General features: G+C 68.2%; 22 protein-coding genes and 1 pseudogene. 8 read left to right on the top strand and 15 right to left on the bottom strand.

Annotated elements, in window-relative coordinates; genetic code table 11:
* Positions 1-330: a MarR family winged helix-turn-helix transcriptional regulator gene (locus tag ACFJI2_RS21890; protein ID WP_377701888.1), complete on the bottom strand. Its 330-nt coding sequence runs from the start codon at positions 328-330 to the stop codon at positions 1-3.
* A 179-nt stretch (positions 331-509) separates the two neighbouring features.
* On the opposite strand from ACFJI2_RS21890, the gene ACFJI2_RS21885 reads away from it, so the two are divergent.
* Positions 510-1,244 (top strand): siderophore-interacting protein, encoded by a 735-nt coding sequence (locus tag ACFJI2_RS21885; protein ID WP_377701887.1) that lies wholly within the window; start codon positions 510-512, stop codon positions 1,242-1,244.
* Here the strand turns inward: ACFJI2_RS21885 and ACFJI2_RS21880 are convergent.
* On the bottom strand, positions 1,226-2,524 hold the full coding sequence (locus ACFJI2_RS21880; RefSeq protein ID WP_377701886.1) for an MFS transporter: 1,299 nt from the start codon (positions 2,522-2,524) through the stop codon (positions 1,226-1,228). The two genes, ACFJI2_RS21885 and ACFJI2_RS21880, sit on opposite strands and share 19 nt — an antisense overlap.
* 86 nt (positions 2,525-2,610) lie before the next feature.
* Between ACFJI2_RS21880 and ACFJI2_RS21875 the strand changes: the two genes are divergently transcribed.
* The 3 genes from ACFJI2_RS21875 to ACFJI2_RS21865 all read left to right on the top strand — a co-directional run bounded on the left by ACFJI2_RS21875 (position 2,611) and on the right by ACFJI2_RS21865 (position 4,899).
* Positions 2,611-3,072 carry a winged helix-turn-helix transcriptional regulator gene (locus tag ACFJI2_RS21875; RefSeq protein WP_377701885.1) on the top strand — a complete coding sequence of 154 codons (462 nt, stop codon included), beginning with the start codon at positions 2,611-2,613 and terminating at the stop codon, positions 3,070-3,072.
* Positions 3,069-3,968 carry a hypothetical protein gene (locus tag ACFJI2_RS21870; RefSeq protein ID WP_377701884.1) on the top strand — a complete coding sequence of 300 codons (900 nt, stop codon included), beginning with the start codon at positions 3,069-3,071 and terminating at the stop codon, positions 3,966-3,968. Before ACFJI2_RS21875 ends, ACFJI2_RS21870 begins: the two co-directional genes overlap by 4 nt.
* 64 nt (positions 3,969-4,032) lie before the next feature.
* Positions 4,033-4,899 (top strand): hypothetical protein, encoded by an 867-nt coding sequence (locus ACFJI2_RS21865; protein ID WP_377701883.1) that lies wholly within the window; start codon positions 4,033-4,035, stop codon positions 4,897-4,899.
* Positions 4,900-4,915: 16 nt separating this feature from the next.
* Here ACFJI2_RS21865 and ACFJI2_RS21860 read toward each other — a convergent pair whose 3' ends face one another.
* Positions 4,916-5,545 (bottom strand): hypothetical protein, encoded by a 630-nt coding sequence (locus ACFJI2_RS21860; RefSeq protein WP_377701882.1) that lies wholly within the window; start codon positions 5,543-5,545, stop codon positions 4,916-4,918.
* Positions 5,546-5,649: 104 nt separating this feature from the next.
* On the opposite strand from ACFJI2_RS21860, the gene ACFJI2_RS21855 reads away from it, so the two are divergent.
* Complete coding sequence (locus tag ACFJI2_RS21855; protein ID WP_377701881.1) at positions 5,650-6,753, top strand: hypothetical protein; 1,104 nt, start codon at positions 5,650-5,652, stop codon at positions 6,751-6,753.
* Here ACFJI2_RS21855 and ACFJI2_RS21850 read toward each other — a convergent pair whose 3' ends face one another.
* A complete protein-coding gene (locus tag ACFJI2_RS21850; protein ID WP_377701880.1) occupies positions 6,754-7,068 on the bottom strand; it encodes a hypothetical protein in 315 nt (104 codons plus the stop codon). It lies immediately after the preceding gene.
* A 94-nt stretch (positions 7,069-7,162) separates the two neighbouring features.
* Between ACFJI2_RS21850 and lpxO the strand changes: the two genes are divergently transcribed.
* On the top strand, positions 7,163-8,062 hold the full coding sequence (gene lpxO / locus ACFJI2_RS21845) for a lipid A hydroxylase LpxO (RefSeq protein WP_377701879.1): 900 nt from the start codon (positions 7,163-7,165) through the stop codon (positions 8,060-8,062).
* 12 nt (positions 8,063-8,074) lie between these two features.
* Here lpxO and ACFJI2_RS21840 read toward each other — a convergent pair whose 3' ends face one another.
* A complete protein-coding gene (locus tag ACFJI2_RS21840) occupies positions 8,075-8,404 on the bottom strand; it encodes a hypothetical protein (protein ID WP_377701878.1) in 330 nt (109 codons plus the stop codon).
* A 96-nt stretch (positions 8,405-8,500) separates the two neighbouring features.
* Between ACFJI2_RS21840 and ACFJI2_RS21835 the strand changes: the two genes are divergently transcribed.
* Positions 8,501-10,186, top strand: coding sequence for a methyl-accepting chemotaxis protein (locus ACFJI2_RS21835; protein WP_377701877.1), 1,686 nt, complete (start codon positions 8,501-8,503; stop codon positions 10,184-10,186).
* A gap of 143 nt (positions 10,187-10,329) precedes the next feature.
* Here ACFJI2_RS21835 and ACFJI2_RS21830 read toward each other — a convergent pair whose 3' ends face one another.
* Positions 10,330-10,530, bottom strand: coding sequence for an oxidoreductase-like domain-containing protein (locus ACFJI2_RS21830; RefSeq protein ID WP_377701876.1), 201 nt, complete (start codon positions 10,528-10,530; stop codon positions 10,330-10,332).
* A 12-nt stretch (positions 10,531-10,542) separates the two neighbouring features.
* Entirely contained in the window at positions 10,543-13,647 is a 3,105-nt protein-coding gene (locus tag ACFJI2_RS21825) for a diguanylate cyclase (RefSeq protein ID WP_377701875.1), read from the bottom strand.
* 198 nt (positions 13,648-13,845) lie between these two features.
* Here ACFJI2_RS21825 and ACFJI2_RS21820 point away from each other — a divergent pair, with 198 nt between their 5' ends.
* Positions 13,846-15,417 carry a DEAD/DEAH box helicase gene (locus ACFJI2_RS21820; RefSeq protein WP_377701874.1) on the top strand — a complete coding sequence of 524 codons (1,572 nt, stop codon included), beginning with the start codon at positions 13,846-13,848 and terminating at the stop codon, positions 15,415-15,417.
* A 49-nt stretch (positions 15,418-15,466) separates the two neighbouring features.
* On the opposite strand, the pseudogene ACFJI2_RS21815 reads toward ACFJI2_RS21820, so the two are convergent.
* The 8 genes and pseudogenes from ACFJI2_RS21815 to ACFJI2_RS21780 all read right to left on the bottom strand — a co-directional run bounded on the left by ACFJI2_RS21815 (position 15,467) and on the right by ACFJI2_RS21780 (position 26,409).
* A pseudogene (locus tag ACFJI2_RS21815) lies at positions 15,467-16,617 on the bottom strand (IS4 family transposase).
* A 119-nt stretch (positions 16,618-16,736) separates the two neighbouring features.
* Positions 16,737-17,864: a dTDP-4-amino-4,6-dideoxygalactose transaminase gene (rffA, locus tag ACFJI2_RS21810; protein WP_377701872.1), complete on the bottom strand. Its 1,128-nt coding sequence runs from the start codon at positions 17,862-17,864 to the stop codon at positions 16,737-16,739.
* A 12-nt stretch (positions 17,865-17,876) separates the two neighbouring features.
* Positions 17,877-18,251 carry an EamA family transporter gene (locus tag ACFJI2_RS21805; protein ID WP_377701871.1) on the bottom strand — a complete coding sequence of 125 codons (375 nt, stop codon included), beginning with the start codon at positions 18,249-18,251 and terminating at the stop codon, positions 17,877-17,879.
* Positions 18,248-18,928 carry a GNAT family N-acetyltransferase gene (locus ACFJI2_RS21800; protein WP_377701870.1) on the bottom strand — a complete coding sequence of 227 codons (681 nt, stop codon included), beginning with the start codon at positions 18,926-18,928 and terminating at the stop codon, positions 18,248-18,250. The genes ACFJI2_RS21805 and ACFJI2_RS21800 overlap by 4 nt, the downstream gene beginning before the upstream one ends.
* Positions 18,921-19,874, bottom strand: coding sequence for a glycosyltransferase family 2 protein (locus ACFJI2_RS21795; protein WP_377701869.1), 954 nt, complete (start codon positions 19,872-19,874; stop codon positions 18,921-18,923). The genes ACFJI2_RS21800 and ACFJI2_RS21795 overlap by 8 nt, the downstream gene beginning before the upstream one ends.
* A gap of 15 nt (positions 19,875-19,889) precedes the next feature.
* Complete coding sequence (locus tag ACFJI2_RS21790) at positions 19,890-21,935, bottom strand: hypothetical protein (protein ID WP_377701867.1); 2,046 nt, start codon at positions 21,933-21,935, stop codon at positions 19,890-19,892.
* A 177-nt stretch (positions 21,936-22,112) separates the two neighbouring features.
* Positions 22,113-23,339, bottom strand: coding sequence for a glycosyltransferase family 4 protein (locus ACFJI2_RS21785; RefSeq protein WP_377701866.1), 1,227 nt, complete (start codon positions 23,337-23,339; stop codon positions 22,113-22,115).
* A complete protein-coding gene (locus ACFJI2_RS21780; protein ID WP_377701865.1) occupies positions 23,329-26,409 on the bottom strand; it encodes a glycosyltransferase in 3,081 nt (1,026 codons plus the stop codon). The genes ACFJI2_RS21785 and ACFJI2_RS21780 overlap by 11 nt, the downstream gene beginning before the upstream one ends.
* Positions 26,410-26,411: the final 2 nt, after the last annotated feature.

Below are 26,411 nucleotides of genomic sequence, written 5' to 3'. Positions count from 1 at the left end.
CTAGTCCGGCTTGTCCAGGTTCTGTTTCACTTGCAGCAGCAGCGCCAGCAGCGCTTGCTGCTGCTCGCCGCTGATGCCGCGCACGGCTTGCGCGTTCAGGATTTCCGCTTCGCGCTGCGCCGCCGCCTGGATGGCGCGGCCGGCGTCGGTGAGGGACAAGCGGGTGTTGCGGCGGTCGGCGGCGTCGGCTTCGCCTTGCAGCAGGCCGCGCTCGCGCAGCGCCGTGATCAGGCGCGCCAGCTGGGCCTTGTCGCGGCCGCTGTGCCGCGACAGGTCGCTCTGGGTGGCGCCCGGATAGTGGCCGAAGTAGCCCAGCACTTTCGCTTCCATATGGGTCAGCTCGTGCTGGCCGTCGCGCAGGGCCTGGAATTGCTGGGGTCTTGTACTGGTGCATGATGGTGTGGATCAGCTCCAATACGGCGTCCTGCCGCTGCTCGCGGCAATGGTTGACATTGTCATTCGATTCGGGGATGATGGGTGACATTGTCAATCAATTGAAAAGTAAAGATATGAGTATAGACTCTCCCGTCAGCCGTGTGCAGCGTGTGCGCCACGAGCTCAAGATCCGCCAGGTGGAGGTGGTGCGCGTGCGCGCCGTCGGCAGCCATTTCCGCGCCATCACCTTCGGCGGCCCGGCGCTGCAGGACTTCCATAGCGCGTCCTTCGACGACCACGTCAAGTTCATCCTCGGCGACGGCCCGGACGCCGCCAGGCGCGACTACACGCCGCGCAGCTTCGATCCGGCGGCCGGCGAACTGGTGATCGAGTTCGCGCTGCATGGCGACGGCCCGTGCGCGGCCTGGGCGGCGCAGGCGGCGCCGGGCCAGCGGGTCGTTATCGGCGGGCCGCGCGGCTCGCTGATCATCCCCGTCGACTACGAATGGCATTTGCTGGTGGGCGACGAAACCGGCTTGCCGGCCATCTCGCGCCGGCTGGAAGAGTTGCCGCGTGGCGCGCGCGCCAGCGTCATCGTGAAAGTGGACGACATGGCGGACCGCCGCGACTTCGCCGGCCAAGCGGAGGCCGACGTGCACTGGGTGGACAGCGATGCCGAACTGCTGGCCGCCGTGCAAGCCTGGCCGCTGCCGGCTGGCGACGGCTACGCGTGGTGCGCAGGCGAAGCGGCCACCATGGTTGCCGTGCGCAACGAACTGGTCAACGTGAAGGGCCTGGGCAAGCACGCCATCCGCGCTGCCGCCTACTGGAAGCGCGGCGGCAGCGCTTATCACGAGAACCTGGAGTAAGCGGTGCAGGCCGGCGCGCTGCGCGGCACGGTGACGGCCCAGAACAGCAGCGCCGCCAGGCTGACCCCGGCGCCCAGCGCGCACACGCCCAGCCAGCCGGCCGCCGCGTACATGCGGGTAGACGCCATTGCGCCCAGGCCGCTGCCCGCCGCGTAGAACATCATATAGCAGCCCACCACGCGGCTGTGCGCGTCGGGATGGCGGCTGAAGATCATGCTCTGGTTGGTGACGTGGATGGCTTGTCCCGCCAGGTCGAGCACGATGATGCCGGCCGCCAGCGCCCACAGCGATTGCCCGGTGAACGCCAGCGGCAGCCAGGCCGCCACCAGCAGGGTCAGCGCCACGCCGCTGGTGCGCTGGCCGAGGCCGCGATCGGCCAGCTGCCCGGTGCGCGCGGCCGCCAGCGCGCCGATCACGCCGATCAGGCCGAACGCGCCGATGGCGCTGTGCGGCAGCGACCAGGGCGGGCTGCTCAGCGGCAGCACCAGCGCGGTCCAGAAGATGCTGAGCGCGCCGAACATCAGCATGGCAATGACGCCGCGCACCTGCAGCGTTCGGTCAGTGAGCAGCATCGTCAGCATGGAGCGCAGCAGCTGCGGATAGCGCAGCGGCGTGGCATGGGGCGTGCCGCCGGGCGCGCCCGCGGCCGCCCCGGTCCCGGCATCCCGGGCAATGCTGGCTGCGCCGGTAGCGCCGGCGCCGCCTTGCAGCGCACGGCGCCCGGGCGCCGGCAGCGCGCGCGACAGGATGGCGCCCAGCACCAGTACCAGCGCGGCGGAAGTCCAGTAGACGGCGCGCCAGCCCGCCAGGTCCGCCAGCAAGCCGGCCACGGTGCGCGCGCTGAGCAGGCCGATCAGCACGCCCGCCTGCGCGGTGCCGACGATGCGTCCGCGCTCGGCGGGCGGCGCGGTGGCGGCGGCATAGGCGATCAAGCCCTGCGTCATCGCCGTGCCCAGCAGGCCCACGGCCAGCATGCCGCATAGCAGCAGCGGCGCAGTCGGCGCAAAGCCGACCGCAAGCAGCGCCGCGCTGAGCAAGCTCAATTGCACCAGCGTCAGCCGGCGACGGTCCAGCAAATCCCCCAGCGGCACCACGAACAGCAATGCCAGTGCGCAGCCCAGCTGCGTGGCGGCAATGACCATGCCGACCGCCGCGTGCGTGATGCCGAAATCGCCCGCCAACGCGTCCAGCAGCGGCTGCGCGTAGTAGACATTGGCGACGCTGATGCCGCAGGAAATAGAAAACAGCAGCGTCATCAGCCGCGAATTTGTGGGTGTCATGGAGTCCTCAATCTGGTTTCAAATTAAAACTAGTTTCGAGTGTAGGCAATCCAGTATTAAAATGCAACTACTTTGGGAGGCGAGCGATGGCGAAACGAAAAACACTGAAGGACGACCTGTGTCCGGTGGCGCGCGGGCTGGACGTGGTAGGCGACCTGTGGTCGCTGCTGATCGTGCGCGACGCGTTCGACGGCGTGCGCCGTTTCAGCGCGTTCCAGAAGAACCTGGGCGTGGCGCGCAACATCCTGTCGGACCGGCTGCACAAGCTCGTCGAGAACGGCATCCTGGCCGTCTCGCCCGCGTCCGACGGCACCGCCTATGGCGAATACGTGCTGACCGCGAAGGGCCAGGCCCTGTTCCCCTTGCTGGTGAGCTTGCGCCAGTGGAGCGAGCAGTTCCTGTACCGCGAGGGCGAGCCGCATTCCACCCTGGTGCTGCAGGATACGGGCGAACCGGTGCCGCCGTTGCGGCTGGTCGATGAAAAGGGGCGCGCGCTGGCGGCGGCCGATACCGTGGTGCGCAAATTGCCGTTGGAGGAGCTGGCATGAAAGTGGTTTCCGTTCTGTGCTGCGCGCTGCTGGCGCAGCCCGCCCTGGCGCTATCGTTCGACTACCGCATCGGCGCCACCGGCTTTACCGAAGACGAACACGGCATCGTGATCCATGCGCACGAACCGCTGAAGCTGGAAGTGCGGCCGGGCGGCCGGGTCTGGCCGCCGCTGGTGGTGGACGATGGCGGCCGCATCTACGCGGGCGGCACCGTGATCGATGCGCTCAGCGGCCGCGTGCTGCAGGCCGGCGGCGGCGGGGCGATTGCCATGCCCTACGGCATCCAGGTGGTGCCCGAGGCGGGCGGCTACCGCTTCCGCAACCGCGCCACGCCGGGCCGCGACTGCCTGCTGCCGCTGAGCAAGCTGAACGCGGGCGGCGGCAAGCCGGCCTTGCAGGCGATGAAGGACGCCAATGTGATGTTCGCCTCGTCGCCGCGCGGCGTGGTGGGGCTGGCGACGCATTTCGGCGCGGACGGCAAGGTGTCCGGCTATACGGCCAGCCTGATCGATACCGTGACGTGCAAGCTGGCGCACAGCACGCCGCTGGGCAACCGGGACTTGCTGGTGGAGCTGGCGGCGTCCAAGGCGGGCGGCTGGTGGATTACCGGCTCGGTGGAGCAGACTTTGCTGCGCTCGGCGGACGGTCGGCGCTGGCGCAAGGTGGCGCTGCCGGCGCAGGTGTCGTCGCTGGTGAGCAGCTATGCGGTCAACGACAAGGAAATCTGGCTGGCCGCCGCGCAGGGCGGGGATGCGGACGACAAGCCCTACATGCTGTCGTACTCGGGCGATGGCGGCGCCAGCTGGGCCAGCTTGCGGCGCGACGACCCCTTGCTGGGCCGGCTGCCGCCCGCGTGGCTGGAAGGCCAGCGGCGCAGGGCTGGCGACGGCGACTAGCAAGCGCCGGTTTTTTTGCCGTTTGAGTAATCTGCTGTTGGGGCGGTTATTTTTCGGGCGGAAAATGGATGATCGGCAGACAGGGCGGGAAGGCGGTGCAGCGGCGCCGGCGGCGAACGCAGAGGCGGATGGCGCGCAGACGGGCCAGCCCGGCATGGAGGCCATGCCGGGCATGGTCGGTCTGGCCGGCGGCGCGGCTGCTGCGCAGCCAGGCAAGCTGCGCGCGCTGGGCACGTGGTGCATGCTGGCTTTGGTGCTTGCCGCGCTGGCCGGCGCTGGCGTGTTGATGTGGCGCAGCCTCCAGGCTGACAAGGCGATAGCGCTGGTGGCCAGGTCGGCCATGCCGGCGCAGGACGCCGCGGCATTGGCGCCAGCCCTGCATGACGTGGCGGGCGCGCCAGCCGCGCAGGAAGCCGCAGCATTAGCGTCGGTCCCGCGCGGCGCGCAGGACGTGCCAGCCGCGTCGGATGTCGCAGGCGTCGCCGCTGCTAGGTCTCCATCGGCAGCGGTGCCGGCCAGCGCTGCACGCGCATCGCCGGATGCCGCAACCGTTGCTGCCACGCCGGCGCCGCATGCCAAGTCGCCGCCGGTGGCATCGGCAGGCCGAGCGGACGCAGTCGCGCCGCAGGCCCGCGCGAAACCGCTTGCGCAAGCGCGCGTCGCCATGGCCAAGCCGGGCCAGCGGGTACTGGCCGCCAAGCGTGCGGCGGCGCGGGCAAAAGGGAGTGTGGCGGGCAAGGCTGCGCCGGTGCGCCGCGTGAAAGCGGCGCCGGCCACGCGCAAGCCGCTGGTGGCCAGCGTGCAGCGCCGGCTGGATGTGTGCAGGGAAAAGGCGGGCGAGGCTGCCGCCGCGTGCTTTGCGCGCGCTTGCCGCAGCTATGCGCGCAACGCGCCCATCTGCGTCAACGACGAGCGCATGCGGCGCCGCTGAGCTGAGGGCGGCGAGCTTAGCGCGCTGCTTCGGCGGCGGTGACGTCGTGCATAGAAACCACGAGGTCGGCTACGGTCAGCATCGGCTTGAGCGGGAAGCCGTCTTCGAGCGCCACCAGCAGGCGGTCCGACGGCTGTTCCGGGCGCGCGGGCAGAAAGGCGAACTGGGGGAAGCGCGTTTCGCCATGGCGGGCGATCTCGTGCAGCGTGCGCGGGGCGGCGCGCAGCAGGCCGTTGCGCACGTGGCGCTGGCGTTCTTCGGTGCGCTCCTTGAGCAGCGTGCTCAAGCGCGTGACTTCCTTGCGCAGGCGCTCCGCTTCGGCCTGCTGGCGCTGCAGTTCTTCGTCGCTGAGCGCTTCTTCCCATTGCGTCAGCTTCAGCAGGCCGCGCTTGTGCAGCGCCTGGCGCTGCAGGTCGATGTCCAGCGAACTCAGATGCTGCTGGTGGCTTTCCAGGTCTTGCGCTTCGCGGGTGTCGCCGTTGGCGCGCAACCACTTGTCGCCGAAGTCGAACACCAGTCCGTCATAGTAGAAGTACATCGGCAGCGGATGCGGCGCGTCGAGCAGCAGCACCTGCTGCGCCGTCATGTTCCAGCGGGCGGCCAGCTCGGCCAGCGTGAGGGTAAGTTGTGGGGCATATGAGGTCATGCGCGCAGTATACGGGCATTTGCGGCGATTCGCCCGGATGCGGGCGCGCAGGTGTGGTAGAGTCCTGTTCGCTTTTTTCGTGCTTATCCCGGAATTCCAAACATATGAAGATGCAGACTACGCCGCGCGTCGAACCGACTTTCGGCGACGCTCCGCCAGCGGCTGCGGCGCCCGACGCCGCCGGCACCGCCTGGCCCGAGGTCGGCGAATTCCATACTGAACCCCATATGGCGCCGCCGTCCTGCGCCGCCGCCACTGCACCCGCCGAGGCGGACGCGTTCAGCATTGATCCGGCCGCAGCGTCGGCTACGCCGGCAGCCGCCCCGGCTTCTGCCGCATCGGCGCCCGCTGGTACCGCTGCTGGCGCTGCTGGTGCCGCCGCATGGCGCGCATTGCCCGTCAAGACGATGGCCCTCGGTGGCGCTGCTGCAGCCGGCCTGATTGCGGCCATTGTGTGGATTGGCAATACGGCGCAGGAGCAGCGCCACCGTCCGCCCGAGCCCAAGGCGCTGGTTGCCCCGGCGGGCATGAGCGCCAAGGCGCTGCCGGCGCCGGAAGTGCAGACTATCGCGCCGCCGCCGGTGGTGCAGTCGGCCCTCGTCGCGCCGTCCGAGCCGCAACACCCCGTTCCCGCGCCACCAGTGCCGCCCGGCGCCACCGCCGCGCCTGTCGCCGCCACAGAGCCCGTCGCCGCGTCCGCCGCGCCCGGTGCCGCCACCGTGCGCGTCGGCAGCGCGCCGGTCGCCGCCACCAGCGCGCAGGCTGCCCCTTCCGGCACCACGGCCAGCGGCACGATTACCGCCGCCGGCATTGCTGCCGCCGGCGCCACCGTTGCCACCGCTGCGCCGTTCCCTGCATCGCCCGCGCGGTTGGCGCCGGGTAGCGCCTCGGCCGCCCGCACGATCGCCCCGGTACAAACGCCGTTGCCCGTGGCGGCCCGCAGCGTCGCTCCCGTTAAGCTGGGCGCGGCTGCGCCCGTTCCTGCCAAACTGAAAACGGCTGCACGCCCGGCGGCAACCAAGGCCGCGACCGCCAAGAAGGCGAAGAAGCCCGTGAAGGCGACCAAGGCCGCCGCCGTACGCGAGCCGCGCAAGCAAGCTGCCGCGCAACCGGCGCGCAAGGTGGCCGCAGCGGCCAAGCCGCGCTGCGAGGCGGCAAACCGCAACACGGCGCGCTGCCGCGCCATCAGCAAGGCCGCGAAGAAGTAACTACCCGCCGCGCCGGGCGAGGCGGCGGCTCTCCAGCCAGTCCGTCCCGCCATTGTCGAGCGCGGCGGCGATCACCTCGGGCGGCAGGCTGTACACCGTGGCCCACGTCGCGCGGCCGTCGGCCGTGTTTGCCGGGAAACTGCTGGACTCGATCGGCCAGTGGTATTTGCGCTTGAGCGCCTTGACGATGGCGGCCAGCGACACGCGGCCCTGCAACGGCTCGGCGCCGGTCTGGTCGCTATTCGACAACAGCACCGCCAGCACGGCTGCCCGCGCACTCAGCGGGCCGGGGAATTTGGGAGTTTTACTTGCCATCGAGGCATTGTAGCCGGAAGTTTACGTCCCACGAAGATCGGGCAAAAAAAGCGGTTTGGCGATATCATGGCGGATTGTGTACGCTGGAGGCGCCATGAAGTTGGCACTGGTTTCGTTCTATCTGTTGGCAATCTTTCACATCCACTTCCGTGGCAAGGTGAGGCTGCCGTTCATGCGTCAACTGTTCGACCACTCGTCGTTCATGGCGCCGATCAACCTGTTCATGCACGTGTTCTCGAAAGTGCCGTCCAAGCCCTACCTGGCGCTGGACCAGTTCAAGGAACTCGAGCCGCTGCAGCAGAACTGGCAAATCATCCGCGCCGAGGCGGAGAACCTGCTGGCGCTGAAAAAGATCAAGGCTGCCGAACAGAACAACGACGCCGGCTTCAATTCCTTCTTCAAGAACGGCTGGAAGCGCTTTTACCTGAAGTGGTACGACGCCAGCCACCCGTCGGCCGAGCAGCTGTGCCCGCAAACCTACGCGCTGCTGAAAGCCATCCCCACCGTGAAAGCGGCCATGTTCGCCGAGCTGCCGCCGGGCGGCAAGCTGAACCCGCACCGCGACCCGTTCGCCGGCTCGCTGCGCTACCACCTGGGCCTGGCCACGCCGAACGACGACCGCTGCTTCATCGACGTGGACGGCGAGCGCCACAGCTGGCGCGACGGCCAGGGTGTGATGTTCGACGAAACCTATATCCACTGGGCCATCAACGGCAGCGAGAGCGACCGCATCATCCTGTTCTGCGACGTGGAGCGTCCGATGCGCTACCGCTGGGCGCAGGCAGTGAACCGCTGGCTGGGCCGCACCATGATGACGGCCGCCGCCTCGCCCAACGAGCAGGGCGACCAGACCGGCCTGGTGAGCAAGCTGTTCAAGGCGTCCTACGTGGCCGGCCAGTACCGCCGCCGCTACAAGGCCTGGAACAAGCACGCCTACAAGGCCACCAAGTTCGGCCTGATCATCGCGCTGGCCGCGGCCATCATCTTCCTGTAGTCAACGCATGCGCTACTTGCCAGCCGGCAATCGCTGGCTGGCCTCCTCCCTGGTCAGTATCCACACGTTCAGGATCTGGCCTTCGCCATCCTCCTGGTAGTTCACCACGAAATTCTCGCCGCGCAGGCTGGCGGGCATTTCTATCATGTTCTCAGCGTTGAAAATGCGCGCCGCCGGCGACAGGGTGCGCGTCTTGCCGTCGATGATGATGGACGGATGCCACGCCGGCGTCATCTTGCCGCGCTTGGCGTTGGGCGGGAAGGGGCGGCCGTCGGCCTGGGCCGGCAGGGGCGCGATGAATGGCAGCAGCAGGAGCAGGGCAAGGTTGCGTCGTTTCCACATGATGCGCGTCGGATTGAGCGAAAGCACTAGCTTACCGCATCGGCGCTGCGCCGGGGACTATACTGGCCGAGAGGACCACGCCAACGGGGAGACGCCATGAGATGGTTTTACAACCTCAGGATTGCAACCAAGCTGATAGTTTCCTTTGGCGCCGTGATGCTGCTGACGCTGATCCTTGGACTCAGCGCCATCACCGCCATGGGCGGGATCAACAAGGCCACGGAAGACCTGGCCCAGGAACGCATGCCCAGTGTGCAGGCCGTGATGGCGATTCGCATCGACATCGGCGACTTCCGCCGCTGGCAGCTGCTGCACATCCTGAGCAGCGAAGACAAGTGGTACGACACCTACGACAAGCGGCTGGGCGAGGCGCAAGCGGCATTCCAGGCCGACAGCGAACGCTATCAGAAACTGATTTCCAGCCCCGAGGAAAAAGCCCGGTACGACGCCTTCCTCGCGCAATGGCAACAATTCGTCGCTGACAATCCCAAGCTGCTGGAGATGTCGCGCAAGGGCCTCAAGGACGAGGCGCGCACCCTCGCCACCGGACCCATGGCGCAGACCGTGACGGCCCTGAACGAGCAACTGAACAAGCTGGTCAAGCTTAACGTGGAAGGCGGCGCGGCCTCCAGTGCAGCCGCGGCGGCCACCTACCACAGCGCGCGCACCACCATCGTGGCGCTGCTGGCGGCCACGGTGGTGCTGGGCATGCTGCTGGCAACGTGGGTGGCGCGCATCGTGGCGCGCCCGCTGCAGGACGCGGTGTCGGTGGCCAGGCAGGTGGCCGGCGGCGACCTGACGCGGCAGATCGAGGTCACGTCGACCTGCGAAACGGGACAGCTGATGGGCGCGCTCAAGGACATGACGGGCAGCCTGCAGGCGCTGGTGGCGCAGGTGCGCAGCGGCACCGACACCATCGCCACCGCGTCCGGCCAGATCGCCTCCGGCAACCAGGACCTGTCGTCGCGCACCGAGCAGCAGGCCAGCTCGCTGGAGGAGACCGCCTCGTCGATGGAGGAACTGACCTCGACCGTGAAGCAGAACGCGGACAATGCGCGCCAGGCCAACCAGCTGGCGCAGTCGGCGTCCGGCATCGCGGTCCGGGGCGGCGACGTGGTGGGGCAGGTGGTGGGCACCATGGCCTCCATCAATGAATCCTCGCGCAAGATCGTGGACATTATTGCGGTGATTGACGGCATCGCGTTCCAGACCAATATCCTGGCGCTCAATGCGGCCGTGGAAGCGGCGCGCGCGGGCGAGCAGGGACGTGGATTCGCGGTGGTGGCCTCGGAGGTGCGCAACCTGGCGCAGCGCTCGGCGGCGGCGGCCAAGGACATCAAGACGCTGATCGGCGACTCGGTGGAGAAGGTGGACGCGGGCTCGCGGCTGGTGGACCAGGCCGGGGCGACGATGGAGGAAATCGTGGCCAGCATCGCGCGCGTGACGGACATCATGTCCGAGATCACTGCGGCCAGCCAGGAGCAGAGCAGCGGCATCGAACAGGTGAACACGGCCATCGTGCAGATGGACCAGGTGACGCAGCAAAACGCGGCGCTGGTGGAGGAGGCCGCGGCGGCGGCGGAGGCGATGATGGATCAGGCGGCGCACTTGAGCCAGGTGGTCAGCGCGTTCAAGCTGAGCGCCACGGCCATGGCCGGCATGGGAGCGCCGCCGGCACGGGCGCGCAAGGCGGCGCCTGCCGCGCCGGCGGCGCCGGCCAAGGCGCTGCCGCAGGCGCGCGCGGCAGCAAAGCCGGCGGCGGACGAGTGGGAGGAGTTCTAGGCGGCGCTGGCGGGTTACGGCGGCTCGCGCCGCCTAACCCGCCCTACGTGCCGTTGTTGCCATTGATGGCGTTGATGCCGCGATGCCGTGATGCCGCGTGCCGTAGGGCGGGTTAGGCGGCACGCCGTAACCCGCCGGCGCCGTCACGGATGCCGCGCCTGCCAGGCTTGCAGGTCGGCGCGGTACTGGTCCAGCGCGTCCTGGTAGATGTCGTCCACGCAGTAGGCGCAGCCGCTGTGGCAGCAGTCGCCCGGCTCGGGGGGCACCGGCGGTTCCGGGCGCGGGTCCGGATCGGGGCTGGCCGCTGCGGCCGGGACTGCTTCGTTGGTCTTGCTGTCGTTCATGATCTGACTTCCTTACTCCGCGCCCAGCGCCAGCAGCGCCTGGTTGCGGCCTTTTTCCTTGGCGCGGTACATGGCCTGGTCGGCCATCCGCACCAGCGTTTCCGCCTCATTGTGCTCGTTCGGCGCCAGCACCGCCACGCCGATGCTGATGGTCACCACGCCGAACGGCGAATCCTCGTGCGGTATGGCCAGCCTGGCCAGCTCGGTGCAGATGTCCTGCGCCACGCCGAACGCGTCGGCCGCATTGGTGGCGGCTGCCAGCAGCGCGAATTCCTCGCCGCCGTAGCGCGCCACCAGGTCGGTGCTGCGCCGCCCGTGCTTGGTGATCAGCTCGGCCACGGTGCGCAAGCAGGTGTCGCCCGCCAGGTGGCCGTAGCGGTCATTGTATTTCTTGAAGTGGTCCACATCCAGCAGCGACAGCGCCACCGTCTGCCCGGTGCGCCCGGCGCGCCGCCATTCGGCCGCCAGCGCCTCGTCGAAGCCGCGCCGGTTGCTCACGCCGGTCAGGCCGTCGGTGGTGCTCAGCGCGGCCAGCTTGCGGTTCGATTCCTCCAGCGCGGCGGTGCGCGCCGTGACCAGCGCGGCCAGCTCGGCCTGGCGCCGTGTCAGGCGCCGGATGCGCCAGCGGTGCGTGGCCAGCAGCCCGGCCAGCACCAGCAGCCCCAGTCCCGCGCGGAACCACCAGCGCTGCCAGAACGGCGGCGTGATGATGATGGTCATTTCAGCCGGCTCCGCGCCCCACAGGCCGCGGTGGTTGGCCGCGCGCACGCGGAAGGTGTAGGTGCCGGGATTGAGGTTGGTGTAGCTGGCGTTGCGGTGGCTGGCGTCCGTCATCACCCAGTCGCGGTCGAAGCCGGCCAGCTGGTAGGCGTAGCGGTTCTGCCCGGGGTCGGTGTAGTGCAGCGCCGCGAATTCAATCGAGAACACCGAGGCTTGCGCCGACAGGGTCAGCACGCGCGGCGCCGTCACCGCGCCCTGCAGCTCGGCGCCTTCGCTGCGCTGGCCGTCGCCCAGCGAGCGGTTGAATACCGTGATGTCGGTCACCGCCACCTGCGGCGCCACCGTGTCGGCCCGCACCGCGCGCGGCGACACCGCCGTCATGCCGTGCACGCCGCCGAAGTACAGCGTGCCGTCGCTGCCGGCGGCCGACGAGTTGGTGGTGTAGCCGTCGGTGAGGCCATCGGCCGGGCTGTAGCGCTCCACCTTGCCGCTGGCCGGGTCCAGCCGGTACAGGCCGGCGATGGTGCTGGCCCAGATCTTTCCGTCCTGGTCGCTGCGGATGGCCAGCACCTTGCCCGAGCCGACCGCGTCCGCGTAGGGCTGCACGCCCAGCGCGCCGTCCGCGCCCACGGTCACCAGGTCCAGGCCCTTGGCCGTGCCGACCCAGATGCGGCCCGCCGCGTCCTCGTGCAGGCTGGAGACGTTGTCGTCCGACAGGCTGGCGACACTGCTGGCGGCGCCGTCGCCGGCATGGCGCAGATGGCGGAACTTGCCGCTGGCCGGGTCCAGCATGTCCAGCCCGCCGCCATTCCATTCCGAGCCGGCCCACACGCGCCCGGCGCGGTCCTCCAGCACTGCCGAGGTGCCGTTCACGCTGCGGCTGGCCGGGTCGGCCGGATCGTTGTAGTAGATGTGAAAGCGGTCCCGCACGCTGTCGTAGCGCACCAGGCTGTTGCCGGTGGCCAGCCACAGCACGCCGCCCTTGCCGGGCGCGATGGCGTTGATGTAGTCGCTGGCCGTGTTGCCGAAGCTGATCACCTTGAAGCGGCCATCCGCGCCCAGGCGGTTCAGGCCGTTGGCGGTGCCGGCCCACAGCGGCCCGGGCTTGCCGCCGGCCGCGACGTCCTGGTACAGGCTGTAGACGATGTCGTGGCTCAGCGTACCCGGCTTGCCGTCCTCGCTGCGGTAGCTTTGCAGCACCGCGCCGCTGGCCGGGTCGTACAGGCTCAGGCCGAGATTGGCCGCCAGCCAGACCTTGCCGTCCGGCGCCGCCGCCAGCGCCAGCAGCGCGTTGGTGGACAGCTTGCCCTGGTCCAGGCGGTGCGGCACGTGACGCCGGAAGCCGCTGCTGTTCAGGTTGGCCAGGCTGATGCCGTCGGTGAAGGAGGCCACCCACAGCATGCCGCCCCGGTCCTGCAGCATGGCGCGCAGGTTGTTGCCGGGCAGCGAATAGGGATCGCTGGACTGGTGCTGGTACTGGTCGAAGCTGGCCGTGTCCGCGTTCCAGCGCAGCAGGCCGGCCGACAAGGTGGTGGCCCACAGGGTCTGCGCGCGGTCCACATAGAAGCTGGTGATGCGGCTGGACGGGCTGGCGGCCGGACGGCGCGGCGCCCACGGCTGGCCGGCCGGCTGGCTCAGCACGCCCGCCTCCGTGCCCAGCCACAAGGTGCCGTCGCGGTCGAACTGCATGGCGCGCACGATGTTGCTGCGGCTGTCCGGATGGGCGGCGCTGTCCACCCGGTAGTGGCGGAATTCGGTGGCGCCCGGCGCCAGATAGTCCACGCCGCCGGGCCAGGTGCCGGCCCACAGGCCGCCGTCCTTGTCCAGCGCCAGCGCGTTCAGGTCGTTGCTGCCCAGGCTGCCCGGCTTGGCCGGGTCGTGCGCATAGACGGTGAACTGGCCGCTGTCCGGGTTGAAGTGCTGCAGGCCGCCCCAGGTGCCCACCCACATGCCGTCCTTGCCGTCGGAAATGATGTTCTTGACGATCAGCCGGTTCGCCGGGCCGGCCGGCGGCGCGAACACGGTGAAATCGTTGCTCTCCGGGTTGTAGCGCGCCAGGCCGTAGGTGGTGCCGGCCCACAGGCGCCCGCGCTGGTCCTCGAAGATGGCGGCCACGCGGTCGTGCGGCAGGCTGCGCGGCTTGTTGCGCGCGTGCGCGAACTTCACCGCGCGGTAGCCGTCGTAGCGGTACAGGCCGTTGCTGTGGGTGCCGATCCAGACGAAGCCCTGCCGGTCCTGCAGCAGCGACAGCATGGACGGCTCGTCATTGTCGAGCGGGCCCAGCTTTTTGAAGCGCAGCGAGGGCGGCGCGGCCAGCGCCGCGCTGCAGAGCAAAGTCAGCAGTAGAGTCAGCAGCCAGTGCGGCAGGAGGGAAGGAGGAGAGGTGGGGGTTGCCATCCTTGCCATTATACATTTCATTGATGTAACAGAATTACCGGAAAGCGACTGTTTCCGTGTACAGTGGCGGAAATTTAGGGTATCGTGTAGGCCGCTGAATTTGTATCCTGTATCCGCTGTATCCGCGCAAGCTGGCCCCGCCTTGCTGTCCTCCCGCCTCGCCGCTTCACGCGGATTTTGTTGTTTATTGAAAAATTTATGTCCGACATCGAGAACATTTCCACGCCAGAAGCCGTCCCGGCTCCCGCTCCTGCCCCTTCCGCTGCCGCCGCTGCCGCCGCGGCACCCGAGGCGCCAGTCGAGCAGGTCCGCTTTGCCGACTTCGGCCTGTCGCCCGACATTCTGCGCGCGCTGACCGCGCAAGGCTACGTCCACCCGACCCCGATCCAGGCCCAGGCCATCCCGGTAGTACTGCAGGGGCGCGACGTGATGGGCGCAGCCCAGACCGGCACCGGCAAGACCGCCGGTTTTTCGCTGCCCATCATCCAGCTGCTGATGGCTACCGCCAACAGCTCCATGTCGCCGGCGCGCCACCCGGTGCGCGCGCTGATCCTGACGCCGACGCGCGAGCTGGCGGTGCAGGTGGCCGAGAACGTGGCCGCCTACTGCAAGTTCACCCCGCTGCGCTCCTGCGTGGTGTTCGGCGGCATGGACATGAAGGGCCAGACCGTGGCCCTGAAGGCCGGCGTCGAGATCGTCATCGCCACCCCGGGCCGCCTGCTGGACCACATCGAGCAGAAGAACATTTCGCTGAGCCAGGTGCAGATGCTGGTGATGGACGAGGCCGACCGCATGCTGGACATGGGCTTCCTGCCGGACCTGCAGCGCATCATCAACCTGCTGCCCAAGCAGCGCCAGAACCTGATGTTCTCGGCCACCTTCTCGGGCGAGATCAAGAAGCTGGCCAACAGCTTCCTGAAAGAGCCGGTGCTGATCGAAGTGGCGCGCAGCAACGCCACCGCCGAGCGTGTCACGCAGGTGGTGTACAAGGTGAGCGAAGAGCACAAGCGCGACGTGGTGGCCCACATCCTGCGCCAGCGCGAGCTCAAGCAGGTGATCGTGTTCTCCAACACCAAGATCGGCGCCTCGCGCCTGGCGCGCGGCCTGGAGCAGGAGGGCATGAAAGCGACCGCCATCCACGGCGACAAGACGCAGCAGGAACGCATGGCCGCGCTGGAGTCGTTCAAGAAGGGCGAGATCGACGTGCTGGTGGCCACCGACGTGGCCGCGCGCGGCCTGGACATCTCGGACCTGCCGTGCGTCATCAACTACGACCTGCCGTACAACGCGGAAGACTATGTGCACCGCATCGGCCGCACCGGCCGCGCCGGCGCCTCGGGCGACGCCATCTCCATCTTCACCGACAAGGACGAGCGCCTTCTGGCCGACATCGAAAAGCTGATCAAGCAGACCATCAAGCGCGGCGAGCTGGAAGGCTTCGCGCCGTCGTCCTCGCGCGCCGAGCGCGACGACCGGCATGGCGAGCGCCGCCACGGCAGCCGCCGTCCGGAAGGCGAAGGCCGTTCCGCCGCGCCGGGCGCCGCCCCGGCCTACGGCGCCGGCAACGGCGGCCGTCCCGAGCGCAGCCGCTCCGGCCCGTCCGCTTCCTCCGGCTACGGCGGCGCGCCGCGCCGCGAGAAGATCGATCCGTGGTTCCTCAAGCCTTACGAGCCGGCCAAGAGCAGCGCCCCGGCCCCGGCCCCGCTGGCGCAGCCGGCCAAGCCCAAGCAGAAAGTGGCGGCGCTGCTGGGCGGCCTGCGCAAGCCCTAAGCGGCCGCACCGCCATGAAAAAAGCAGCCCTCGGGCTAATGCCGTTCAGTTAAGGGCTTTTCTTTAGTACCCTGGCGGCATATTTCCTTGGTCTGCCCTTGACGGCCCGGTCGAATTTCCGACCGGGCCGTTCCTCATTGAGGAGGGTAACCAACCTTTCCCGCAAATGCTTCATCGATGCCGGCAGCTTGCCGTAAGAGCGCGTGGCGCCGGCCCAGTGCAATTCGAACTGGATGAGGTGGAATGCCCTGATGAAGCTCACCTCCGATGGCTCGCACTTGGCGACTAGTGCCGCCTTGGCGATTTCCAGTCGAATCAGATTGTATGCAGTCAGCGTGCCCCATATTTCCTGATACACGCCTTCGACCGTCTTTGATCGCAAGGTGAACGCCGTGCCCAGCATGGTCTGTTTGAGCTCGCGGTAACTGGTTTCGATGCCCCAGCGTCGTTCATAGCAGCCCGCCATGTCGGCAGCGCGATAGCGCCGACGGTCGCGTAGCGAAGTAAGCAGGATCCTCTTGCGCGCCTGTTGGTCAACCACTGTGATGGCGCGCGCTTCCCAGAACTCCGGCAATGCCGGACACTTGACGCGCGCTTGTGGTGATACCCGCATGCGCACGATGGCGTCGTGCTCATCGCCCTCGATCACCTCCCACTTGGTGTTGGATTTGGCGGGGATGAGGAAATGGCGGTTCTCGGCCCCGGTCGTCACAGCGCACAGAATTTCGGCCGCCAGAAAGCCCTTGTCAAATATGGTGAGCGAATCAGCCGGAATATGGGGTATCAGCTCTTTAGCATAGACCATCTCGTTGCTTGCGTAAGGCCCAAACGCGGCGTTGCGAATCAAGTGGGTGGGGAGCGCGGTCAGCGTTACGCCGCGTACTTGCGGATAGCCGGCCACAGTGTCGCCGACATAATTTTGCGCACCGAAATGGACCCTGTTATCCGCTGTGTCGTGGGTGCGCAAGGTCGTGCCGTCCATAGCGAACAACTGGAGCCCCTTGAATACATAGGCCCGGCGATCTTGCTCGCACCCAACCACACCACTTGCTCGGCTGGCAACCGACGCCGGCGGATGCTCACCGCGTGTGTGCAGACAACCGCTTCTTCGATCCAATCATAGGGTAAGTGCTGCCCAAGCCGCCGCCAATCGGGGCACTCTAAACCATCGGCGAGGAAATGAACGGCGTCATCTAGCATTGCGACGCAGGTTAACAGCGATTTGCAATGTTTACAACCACAAAATAAAAATGCCGCTCAGTCTTAACTGAACGGCATTAGCCCTCGGGCTGCTTTTTTTCGTTCCGGGGCGGAAACGCTTACAGCGCTTCCTTCAGCGCCCGCACCACGCGCTCCTGCTCGTCCTCCAGGCCCACCCACAGCGGCAGGCGCAGCAGGCGCTCGGACAGGCCGTCGGTGTGGCCCATGTCGCCGTGCGCGCGGCTGAACTTGCGGCCGGCCGGCGCGCTGTGCAGCGGCACGTAATGGAACACGGAATTGACGCCCTGGCGCTTCAGGTTGGCGATCACCTCGCTGCGCTGCTCCAGCGAGTCGAGCAGGATGTAGTACATGTGCGCATTGTGCACGCAGCCGTCCGGCACCATGGGGCGGCGTAGCTTGCCGGCCGCTTCCAGCGGCGCCAGCGCCGCGTGGTAGTGGTCCCACAGCGCTAGGCGGCGCGCCGTGATGCTGTCGGCCTCTTCCATCTGCGCCCACAGGAAGGCGGCGATCACTTCGCCCGGCAGGTAGGACGAGCCGATGTCGACCCAGGTGTACTTGTCCACCTGGCCGCGGAAGAACTGGCTGCGGTTGGTGCCTTTTTCGCGGATGATTTCGGCGCGTTCGGCAAACACGGGATCGTTCACCAGCAGCGCGCCGCCTTCGCCGGCGATGATGTTCTTGGTTTCGTGGAAGGAGTAGGCGCCCATGTGGCCGATGCTGCCCAGCGCGCGGCCCTTGTAGGTCGACATGATGCCCTGCGCCGCGTCCTCGATGACGATCAGCTTGTGGCGCTTGGCGATGTCCATGATGGTGTCCATCTCGCAGGCCACGCCGGCGTAGTGCACCGGCAGGATGACCTTGGTGCGCGCGGTGATGGCCGCCTCGATCTTGGTCTCGTCAATGTTGAGCGTGTCCGGGCGGATGTCGACGAACACCGGCACCGCGCCGCGCATGACGAAGGCGTTGGCGGTCGACACGAAGGTATAGGACGGCATGATGACTTCGTCCCCTTCCTGCACCTCGGCCAGCAGCGCCGCCATTTCCAGCGCCGCCGTGCACGAGTGGGTCAGCAGCGCGCGCGCCGCGCCAGTGTTCTGTTCCAGCCAGCGGTGGCAGCGCTTGGTGAAGCTGCCGTCGCCGGACAGGTGGCCGTTGGTGTGCGCCTGCGCGATGTACCACAGCTCGCGGCCGGTCATGAAGGGTTTGTTGAATGGAATCGGGTTCATGGTTTTCCTTTTTTATCCTTGCGAGGCAACAACGGTGCCGAGGCAGATCAGGGCCACGCCGATGACGCGGGTCATCGACAGCGGTTCATTGAACAGCCACGCGCCCAGCAGCAGCACGATGACGAAGTTCAGGCTCATGAAGGGGTAGGCGTGGCTCAGCTGGAATTTGGTCATGGCGCCCATCCACGAAATCGAGGCCATGAAGGCCGCCGCGAACGCGCTGATGATCCACGGGTTGAGCAGCAGCTTGATCAGGAACAGCAGCTTGTCGCCGCCGGCGGCCGGCATGGCGCCGGCCTGCGCGACCTGCATCTTGATGGCGATCTGGCCGTAAACGGTGAGCGCGATGGTCAGCGCGATGTACAGGTAATTGCTCAAAGAACTCATGGCACGATCCGGTGGTAAATGTCTTGCGGGTGGTCGAAGGAAAAGCCGAGCGAGGCGTACAGGTTCAGCACGGCCAGGTTGGCGGCCGAAATGGAACTGCGCACCTCGGGCTGGCCGGCCGCGAACAAGGCGCTGGCGGCCTGGTGCCACCAGTGCTTGGCCAGGCCCTGGCCACGGCATTCTGCGGCCACCGCGTGCAGCACCAGCGTGGCGCCATGATAGCCGATGAAGCCCGACAGCGCGCCGTCGCGGTACAAACCGTACACGGTGCCGGCCGCCAGCAGCTGGCGCAGCCAGTTGTCGTAGCGCAGGTCGGCGCCGGCGCGCGGCAGCGCGTAGTCGCGGTGGAAGCGGCCGTGCTCGAAGGCGCCGTGGCAGATGGCCAGCGTGCGCTCGGGGTCCGGCGCCGGCGCAATGTGCAGCGCCGGCAGGCCGGGCCGGGCGGCCGGCGCGCGCAGCTGGGCCGGCGCGGCGCGCGTGCCCAGCAGCGTGTCGCAGTAGTGGAAGCCGTGCTGCGCCAGCAGCGCCTTGTTGGCCAGCGGGTCCAGCTTGATGGTTTGCAGGCCGGGCGTGGCGTCGGCCTGGCGCAGCGCCTCGGGCGTATACGCGGCCAGCTCCCAGGCCGGCAGGCCGAAGGCCGCCGTGTCATAGGGGACCGGCTTGAGCAACTCAGTCATGCAGCGGCCCCGCGTTCGGCGTGGCGCGCCGCACGATGTACAGCGGACGCTTCTTGGCCTCGTCGAAGGACTTGCCGACGTAGATGCCGATGATGCCCAGGATGCCGATGATCAGGCCGCCGATAAAGTACAGCGACACCATCAGGCTGGCCCAGCCGGGAATGGCGGTGCCGTGGAACAGCGCGCGGCCCAGTATCCAGCCGCCGAAGCCGAACGACACGGCGGCCATCGACAGGCCCAGGCCGGCGGCCATGCGCAGCGGCTTGTCGGAGTAGGCGATGATGGTTTCCGAGGCCAGCTTCCACAGCTTGCGGAAGGTGTAGCTGGACGTGCCGTCCAGGCGCTCGGCGTGCTGCACTTGGATGCCGGTGGTGGGGAAGCCCATCCACTGCACATGGCCGCCGAAGAAGCGCAGCTGCTCGCGCATGCGCGAGAAGTTCTTCACCACCTGGCGCGACATGATGCGGAAGTTGCCGCTGTCGCCGTCGAACTTGATGTCGGCCAGGTAGCTGAACAGGCGGTAGAACAGCCACGAGGTGGCGCGCTTGAGCCATGGGTCCTGGCGCGGGCCGCGCAGGGCCAGCACCACGTCGTAGCCTTCCTGGGCCTTGGCGTACAGGCGCGGGATTTCTTCCGGCGCGTCCTGCAGGTCGCAGTCCATCACCACTACCCAGTCGCCCTGGCAGTGGTCCATGCCGGCCGTGATGCCGTAGTGCTGGCCGAAGTTGCGGCTGAACTGCATGCCCACCACGCGCGGGTCGGCCGCAGCTAGGCGCTCGATCACGGACCAGGACTGGTCCGGGCCGCAGTCTTCCACCAGCACGATCTCGAAGTGCGGGGTCACCGTCTCGAGCGCGGCGCGCAGGCGGCGGTACAGTTCGTCGAGCATGGTCTCGGCGCGGTACACCGGGATCACCACTGAAATTAAGGGGTTTGCTGCTTGCATGCGATTCTTCTTTCTTTACCTGGAACTTAACTGTTTGCTGCTATCCATGCCGGGATCACGCCTGAGCTCGACTGCATTGACTTTCAGCAGCCCGCCCTGGTTCTTGATGACGCGCAGTTCCAGCAGCTTAAGGTCATCGCGGGAAGCAAAGCGCAGCGTAATGTTCTGGCGTCCTGCCTGGCTGATGGTTTGCCGCGCCAGGACCTTGTTGCAGCCCTGGATGCATACGTCCACCGCACCGAATTCAGCTTGCTCGCCCAGCGCTTCGATATCGAAGCTGGCCACATAGGCGCCGCTGGTCACGCCCAGCTGCTCGCCGTACAGGAGCGCGCCCGCTTCGGCCGGCTCACCCACCAGCACCGGCGGCCTGTCCTTCTCTTCCACCAGCCTGCCGATGATGTGCGGGCTGGTGGCGTCGATCGGATAGACGCGCGGCCGGCGCAGTTCCAGGTCCCAGGCTGGCAGCTGGGCCAGGTTGTCGCGGAACACATAAATGAACCAGCTGTTCTCAAAGCGCAGCACGTGCATGGGCTCGCCCATCAGCTTGATCAGCTTGGGCAGGTCGAGCTGCCGGGTGTCCTGCACGGCCAGGAAGGTCGGGCCGCCCCACGCTTCGGCGCGGTACCATCGGTTGGACGACAGGATGCGCATCGGCACCGGCATGCCGCTTTCGAAATTCACCTGGCGCACCTTGACGCGCTGCTCTGTCAACACGGTGATCTTGCCCGCGCTCCAGAACTGGGCGTAGCCATATTGCAGCTTGTTGTCCTCCAGGAATTTGCCAAGGCGGAAGTGTTCGTCTTCGCGCCGCATGTCCTCCAGCGAGGCGTGGTATTTCTCGTCGAACGGCTTGATATAGGCCATGGGCGCACTGGTGCCCAGCACGGCAATGGCAAACAGGCCGATGGCGCGCGTGCCGGGCTTGACGAAGCGGCGGTCGATGATGGTGCTGGGCAGCAGCAGCAGCATGCCCAGCATGGTGGGCACCAGGTAGCGCACCGAGGCTTCCGGCGAGCCCATGTTGGCCAGCGATGTCGTCAGGACCACCAGCAGGTTGCCGGACAGGGCGGCCAGCGTGAACACCGCAAAAAACATGCGGCCGCGCGGCTGGGGGCGCAGGGCCTTGAACAGGCACCAGGGCAGCAGCACCAGGGCGGCCAGCGCGGCCAGCAGGCGCAGGACCGAATACGCGCCCCACAGCGAGACCACCTTGATTTCAGGGCGCGGCAAGCCTTCGAACATGTTCAGGAAACCGCGCACCAGGGCCAGGATGTTGGCCACCATGCTCTCGTACGGCAGCCAGTTCATGGTCAGCGCTTCGCTGTTGTTGACGCGGCGCATGACATACAGGTGCAGGACAGTGCCGGCCACCAGGCCCAGCACCAGCACCAGCGTCCAGCGCCACGGGCGCTCGGCAGGCGCAGGCAGGGACGCCGAAGGCGAGGAAGTGGGGGAGGGCGCGGCTTGGCGCGCGCGCAGCCAGTCCAGGCCGTGCAATGCGAAGCTGGCGGCCAGCAGCGGCAGGCCGTAGTACAACAGCGCGCGCTGCGGATTGGCCCAGAACACCAGCGCGGCCAGCACGAACGTGGCGGCGCCCCACTGCCAGGCAGCGCGCCCGCGCGCGTGCGCCAGCTTCCAGTAGCTGTAAACCAGGAAGCAGCCCATATAATACATGGACCCATAGGCGGCCTGGCCATACACGTGCTCGGCGAAAATCAGCGACATGCCGCTGGTGAGCAGTATCATGCTCACCAGGCGCGCGGCGCGGCTTTGCTCCAGCATGCCGGTGATTAGCCAGCTGGCCAGCAGGATCAGCGCAGCCGACACCAGGTCGGAGAACGCGTGCAGCGCGAAGCCGTTGCGGAACCAGCCCAGCAACGGGACGATGAAGGTCTGCGTGTAGAAGACCCATAGATCGTTGTTGACGTAGTTCCAGTCACGGGGGAAATATTGTCGGGTATCCCAGATTTCCTGTGCCAGCAGGTTCTTGACAGCGGAGTCCGAATGGAAGATCAGCTGGTAGTTCAAGGTCAGGAACACCACCAGCAGCAGCAGGTTCACGCACAGCAATGCCGGCAGGACGCGTCTGGTCAGGACGCCATGGGAAGGGAATAGTTCGCGTTGCGGCATGGGAGTGAGGCTAATGGGAAGTCGGACAGTATGACCTGTTGCAAGAAAGAACACGCCGCCGCCGCCGCCGGCTGGGCGGCGGCGCTGCGGGCAGCGCGGCTGCAGGCCTTATGGCAGCAGGGTCGTTGCGGTTTTATACCAATGTTGCTGCATTACAATTCGTAACAAATCAGCGGCGCTGGCGGCCCAGCTCAGGTAGGGCATGCCGGCCGAGGCGGGCGCCCGCCCGGCCGCGCGCAGCGCCAGCCAGTCCTGCAGCGCGGCCGCCAGTTCGGCGCTGCCGCCGCTGAAGTAGGCCGCATGGCTGCCGCACACTTCGCGAAACACGGGAATGTCGCGCACGATCAGCGGCAGGCCGTGGCGGGCCGCTTCCACCAGTGGCAGGCCGAAGCCTTCGCCGCTGGAGGCGGCCAGCAGCGCGCTGCTGTGGCGGTACAGCGCCAGCAGCATGGCGTCGCTGGCGTGGCGCAGCCAGAACAGGCGCTTGCCCTGCTCGTGGTGCTGCGCCAGGCGCTCGGCCAGCTGTTCGGTCATCCAGCCTTGCTTGCCGACGATGACCAGCACCGGAGCCGCAGCGTCCGCTTCGCCGGCGCCGTGCCACAGCAGCTCGAAGGCGTCGAGCGCCTCGGCGTGCATCTTGCGCGGTTCCAGGGTGCCCACCATCAGCAGCGCGGGGCTGCCCTGCAGCTTGTCGAGCAGGGCTTGTTCCTCGCCGGACAGCGGGGCGGTGGCGCCGGGCGCCTCGTCCAGGTCGGCGCCCGGATGGAAATGGCCGATGCGCAGCGGGCCGCGGTTGGTGGCCGGGTGCTGTTCCAGCCAGTCCAGCAGCTGGTCGGCCACGGCGCGCGAAATGCACAGCAGGCCGTCGGCACTGCCGGCCACGGTGTCGAGCCAGCGCGCGAACCACGGGCTGGCGCCTGCGCTGAACATGGTCGGCATGGTCACCGGCAGCAGGTCGTAGACCACGAAATACACCGCCACGCCATGGCGGCGCAGGTCGTCGAATACGGCGCGCTTGCCGGGCACGTGGTCGGGGCACAGGTCAAGGCCGAGGAAGATGTCGCCGGCGCGCACCTGCAGCGGCTGCAATGCGTCCGCGCCAGCGGCGGGGCGCGGCACGCCGCCGTCCTCGCCGCCGCTGGCATAGGCGTAGCAGCTGCCGGCGTCGTACACCGGCACGACGCGGAATCCGGGTGGCGGCGCGGCGCGCAGCGCCTGCAGGATGCGGCGCACCAGGCGCTGCACGCCGGTCTGGTCGTCCTGGTGCACCAGCACCGACAGGTCGACCAGCAGCTGGCGCGGCTGCGCGGCGCGGGCCGCGGCGTCAGGCTGCATGGCCTTGCGCGCCGGCGGCGGCGTTGTCCGGGGCGGTGCCGGTGCCGGCCGCGGCGGAATCGGCCGCGCAATCGGCGGCCGCTGCGGCGCCGGCCACGGCGACCAGCCCGGCGCGGCGGCGCGCCATGGCCGCCAGCAGCGCCGCTTCGGCGTCGGCGGCGGTGGTGGCGGCGCCGAACGGCAGGCGCAGCGCCAGCACGCCGCGGTTGGCCAGAGCGGTGGCGTCGCCGGCTTCTTGCGCCTCAAGGCGCAGCAGGCAGTCGCCTGCCTTGAACTCGAGCGGCGTCTCTTCCAGTACCAGCTCGGGGCGGCCGATCAGCGCCAGCGTGTAGCGCCGCGCGTAGCGGTAGCGTTCCTCCTCGAGCAGTACCGGCTCCACCCGGTAGCCGGGCGGAGCGCTGTCGATCAGGCGGCGCAGCAGCGCCTCCTGGACGGCGGCCGTGTCCGGGCGCTGGGAGCCGGCCAGCGCTGTCACGTCCACCAGCAGCTGCGGCGGGCCGGGGCGGGGCCGGTTGGCGGCGATGCAGGCGGCCGTGGCCAGCAGATCGGCCTCGCCCGGCTCGACAGTGGAACCGATGGCGGCCAGTGTGTCCATCAGCTCGCGGTGGGCGCTGTGCGCGCTGTCGCGCGCGAACGCCTCGATCGCGTCGTGGTAGGCGCCGCCGATGCGGGCCGGATGGTGCAGCGCCTGCATGTAGGCGCCAGCGCGCTGCGACAGATCGCTGCGCAGCCCGGGCTCGCGGCGCAGGCGCAGCAGCGCGGCGGCCAGTTCGGCTTCGGTGAACTGGTCGGGCAGCATGATGGCGGCCTGCGGATCGACCTCGGCGGCCGAACCGTGCGCGTTGATGACGGTGGGCAGGCGGTAGGCCAGGCAGTCCAGCACGGTGGCCGAGGTTTCGCCGCGCGAGCGGGTGCGCAGCTGCACGGCGGCGTCGGCCGCCGCCAGGTACAGGCGGTACATCTCGTGGCTGGCGAAGCCGGTGATGTGCACATTGGCCTTGCCGGCCAGGCGCGCGTCCAGTTCGCGCCCGAAGCCCAGCGTGTCGTTCTCTCCGACGAACACCAGGCGCGCCTGCTGGTCGTGCACCAGCTCGCTGTTCAGCCAGGCGTCGGCGATCTTGTCGTTGCACTTGGTCAGCGCCAGCATGCCGAAGGAGCACACCAGGAACACGTCGTCGGCGATGCCCAGCGCGCGCCGCGCGGCGGCCTTGTCGATCGGACCGGGCAGCACGCGCAGCAGTGGAATCATGCGCCAATCGGCGGCGCTGCCGGCGCCGTACCACTGCTCGGCCAGGGCGCGCGCATGCTGCGAGTGGACGATCACGCCGCTGGCGTGGTCCAGCACGGCGCGGTTGGTCGGGTACTGGTAGATCGACGCCTCGCGGCCTTTGTCGCGCTCGTCGAGCAGCGCGCGGTAGCCGTGCGACAGGTACAGCGCGCGGCAGTAGGCGTTCGGCCACGGGCTGGCGCCGGCGGCGTAGTTGGTGATGCCGCTCATGTAGAAGTCGTGCAGCACCACCACCCCGGGGCGGCGCTCGAGCAGGCCGAACATGTGCTGGTGGTAGGACGAATTGCCGAAGTGGTACAGGATGCGGTCGTACTGGCCGGCGTGCGCGTCGAACCAGGCCACCGAGCGCTGCGGGAAGTTGGCGGCGGCCCACGGGTCGGCCAGCTGCTCCTGCTCCAGCACCAGCTCGACGTCGTAGTAGCGTGCCAGTTCCGGCAGCAGTTCGGCGCTGTAGTCGGCAATGCCGGAGCGTTCCGGCGGCAGCGGCGAGACGAAGGCCAGGCGCGGGCGGCGGCCCGGCAGCGCGGACTGCAGCGCCACGGCGCCGGCGCGGGCCTGCGCCGTGCGTTCGTGCAGCTGTTCGAAGGCGGCCAGCGTCTTTTGCGCGCTGGCGTCCCACGAGAATTGCTTGGCGTGCTGCAGGCCGTGCGCGGCCAGGCTGGCGGCGAAAGCGCGGTCTTCCAGCACCTGCTGCATCTTGGCGCGGATGGCGTCCGGCCGGGTCGGGTCGAACAGCGCGTCGGCGCGCCCGATCACCTCGGGGATGCTGCTCGAATCGGAACCGATCACCGGCACGCCGCACTGCATGGCTTCCAGCGCCGGCAGGCCGAAGCCTTCCTGCAGCGACGGGAACACGAACAGCGCGGTGCCGTTGTAGAGCGACACCAGCTCGTCGTCGGACACGAAGCCGGTCAGCACCAGGTCGCCGGCCGGCAGCTTGAAGCCGGCGGCCAGCTGCTGCAGGCGGTGCCGGTCCACGTCCTGGATGCTGCACACGACGGCCAGCTGGTACTGGCGCCGCAGCGCCTCGGGCAGCATCGCGTAGGCCTCAATCAGGCCTTCGATGTTCTTGCGGTAGTCGACCCCGCCGGTGTACATGATGTAGCCGCGCGTGATGCCGAACTTGGCGTACAGCGCGGCCCTGGCGTCGGCGCTGAGCGTGCGCGGCTGGAAGATGCTGTCGACTGCCGACGAGATATTGACGATGCGCTCGTCGGCCAGCTGCAGCGCGTCCAGGCCTTCGCGCCGCGAGTGGCCGGAAATGGCCAGCAGCAGTTGCGCATTCTTCAGGCTTTGCAGCTTGCGGTAGTACCAGTTGGCCACGTGCGGCTCGGTCAGGTAGACGTTTTTGCGCAGCAGCGGAATCAGGTCGTACAGCGTGACGGCGCTGTCGAAGCGGCCGCTGCCGGGCGGGCAGGACACCACGGCGTCGTCGCTCAGGCCTTCGAACAGGCTGGCCACGTGCACCACGTCCGGCTGCAGGCTGGCCAGGTAGTGCTGGCGCAGTTGCTCGGCCGCGCGCACGCGCCAGGCGTTGCGGTGGTCATACTCGGCCACCGGGCTGGGCAGGTCGTATAGCTTGATGTGCTCGGGCGCGACCAGGCCGTCGAAGGCAGCGCGCACGGCGGCCGCGCCGGCCTCGAAGCGGCTGTTGAGGACGATTTGCAGCTCGTGGCCGTGGGCACGGCGCGCCATTGCCAGCGCCAGCGCCAGCGAATAGCGGCCGATGCCGCGGTGCATGCTGGAGGCTTGGCAGGCTTGCAGGTCGAGAATTATGCGCATGG

This window comes from Pseudoduganella sp. UC29_71 (assembly GCF_042693265.1).
In the GTDB taxonomy this organism is placed as follows: Bacteria; Pseudomonadota; Gammaproteobacteria; order Burkholderiales; family Burkholderiaceae_D; genus Rugamonas.
The sequence above is the reverse complement of the archived record's forward strand: the minus strand, read 5'-3'. Positions and strand labels throughout refer to the sequence as shown.

Coding starts and splice junctions, on each gene's coding strand:
- ACFJI2_RS21890 (WP_377701888.1), bottom strand. CDS start 330: ATGGAAGCGAAAGTGCTGGGCTACTTCGGCCACTATCCGGGCGCCACC.
- ACFJI2_RS21885 (WP_377701887.1), top strand. CDS start 510: ATGAGTATAGACTCTCCCGTCAGCCGTGTGCAGCGTGTGCGCCACGAG.
- ACFJI2_RS21880 (WP_377701886.1), bottom strand. CDS start 2,524: ATGACACCCACAAATTCGCGGCTGATGACGCTGCTGTTTTCTATTTCC.
- ACFJI2_RS21875 (WP_377701885.1), top strand. CDS start 2,611: ATGGCGAAACGAAAAACACTGAAGGACGACCTGTGTCCGGTGGCGCGC.
- ACFJI2_RS21870 (WP_377701884.1), top strand. CDS start 3,069: ATGAAAGTGGTTTCCGTTCTGTGCTGCGCGCTGCTGGCGCAGCCCGCC.
- ACFJI2_RS21865 (WP_377701883.1), top strand. CDS start 4,033: ATGGATGATCGGCAGACAGGGCGGGAAGGCGGTGCAGCGGCGCCGGCG.
- ACFJI2_RS21860 (WP_377701882.1), bottom strand. CDS start 5,545: ATGACCTCATATGCCCCACAACTTACCCTCACGCTGGCCGAGCTGGCC.
- ACFJI2_RS21855 (WP_377701881.1), top strand. CDS start 5,650: ATGAAGATGCAGACTACGCCGCGCGTCGAACCGACTTTCGGCGACGCT.
- ACFJI2_RS21850 (WP_377701880.1), bottom strand. CDS start 7,068: ATGGCAAGTAAAACTCCCAAATTCCCCGGCCCGCTGAGTGCGCGGGCA.
- lpxO (WP_377701879.1), top strand. CDS start 7,163: ATGAAGTTGGCACTGGTTTCGTTCTATCTGTTGGCAATCTTTCACATC.
- ACFJI2_RS21840 (WP_377701878.1), bottom strand. CDS start 8,404: ATGTGGAAACGACGCAACCTTGCCCTGCTCCTGCTGCTGCCATTCATC.
- ACFJI2_RS21835 (WP_377701877.1), top strand. CDS start 8,501: ATGAGATGGTTTTACAACCTCAGGATTGCAACCAAGCTGATAGTTTCC.
- ACFJI2_RS21830 (WP_377701876.1), bottom strand. CDS start 10,530: ATGAACGACAGCAAGACCAACGAAGCAGTCCCGGCCGCAGCGGCCAGC.
- ACFJI2_RS21825 (WP_377701875.1), bottom strand. CDS start 13,647: ATGGCAACCCCCACCTCTCCTCCTTCCCTCCTGCCGCACTGGCTGCTG.
- ACFJI2_RS21820 (WP_377701874.1), top strand. CDS start 13,846: ATGTCCGACATCGAGAACATTTCCACGCCAGAAGCCGTCCCGGCTCCC.
- rffA (WP_377701872.1), bottom strand. CDS start 17,864: ATGAACCCGATTCCATTCAACAAACCCTTCATGACCGGCCGCGAGCTG.
- ACFJI2_RS21805 (WP_377701871.1), bottom strand. CDS start 18,251: ATGAGTTCTTTGAGCAATTACCTGTACATCGCGCTGACCATCGCGCTC.
- ACFJI2_RS21800 (WP_377701870.1), bottom strand. CDS start 18,928: ATGACTGAGTTGCTCAAGCCGGTCCCCTATGACACGGCGGCCTTCGGC.
- ACFJI2_RS21795 (WP_377701869.1), bottom strand. CDS start 19,874: ATGCAAGCAGCAAACCCCTTAATTTCAGTGGTGATCCCGGTGTACCGC.
- ACFJI2_RS21785 (WP_377701866.1), bottom strand. CDS start 23,339: ATGCAGCCTGACGCCGCGGCCCGCGCCGCGCAGCCGCGCCAGCTGCTG.
- ACFJI2_RS21780 (WP_377701865.1), bottom strand. CDS start 26,409: ATGCGCATAATTCTCGACCTGCAAGCCTGCCAAGCCTCCAGCATGCAC.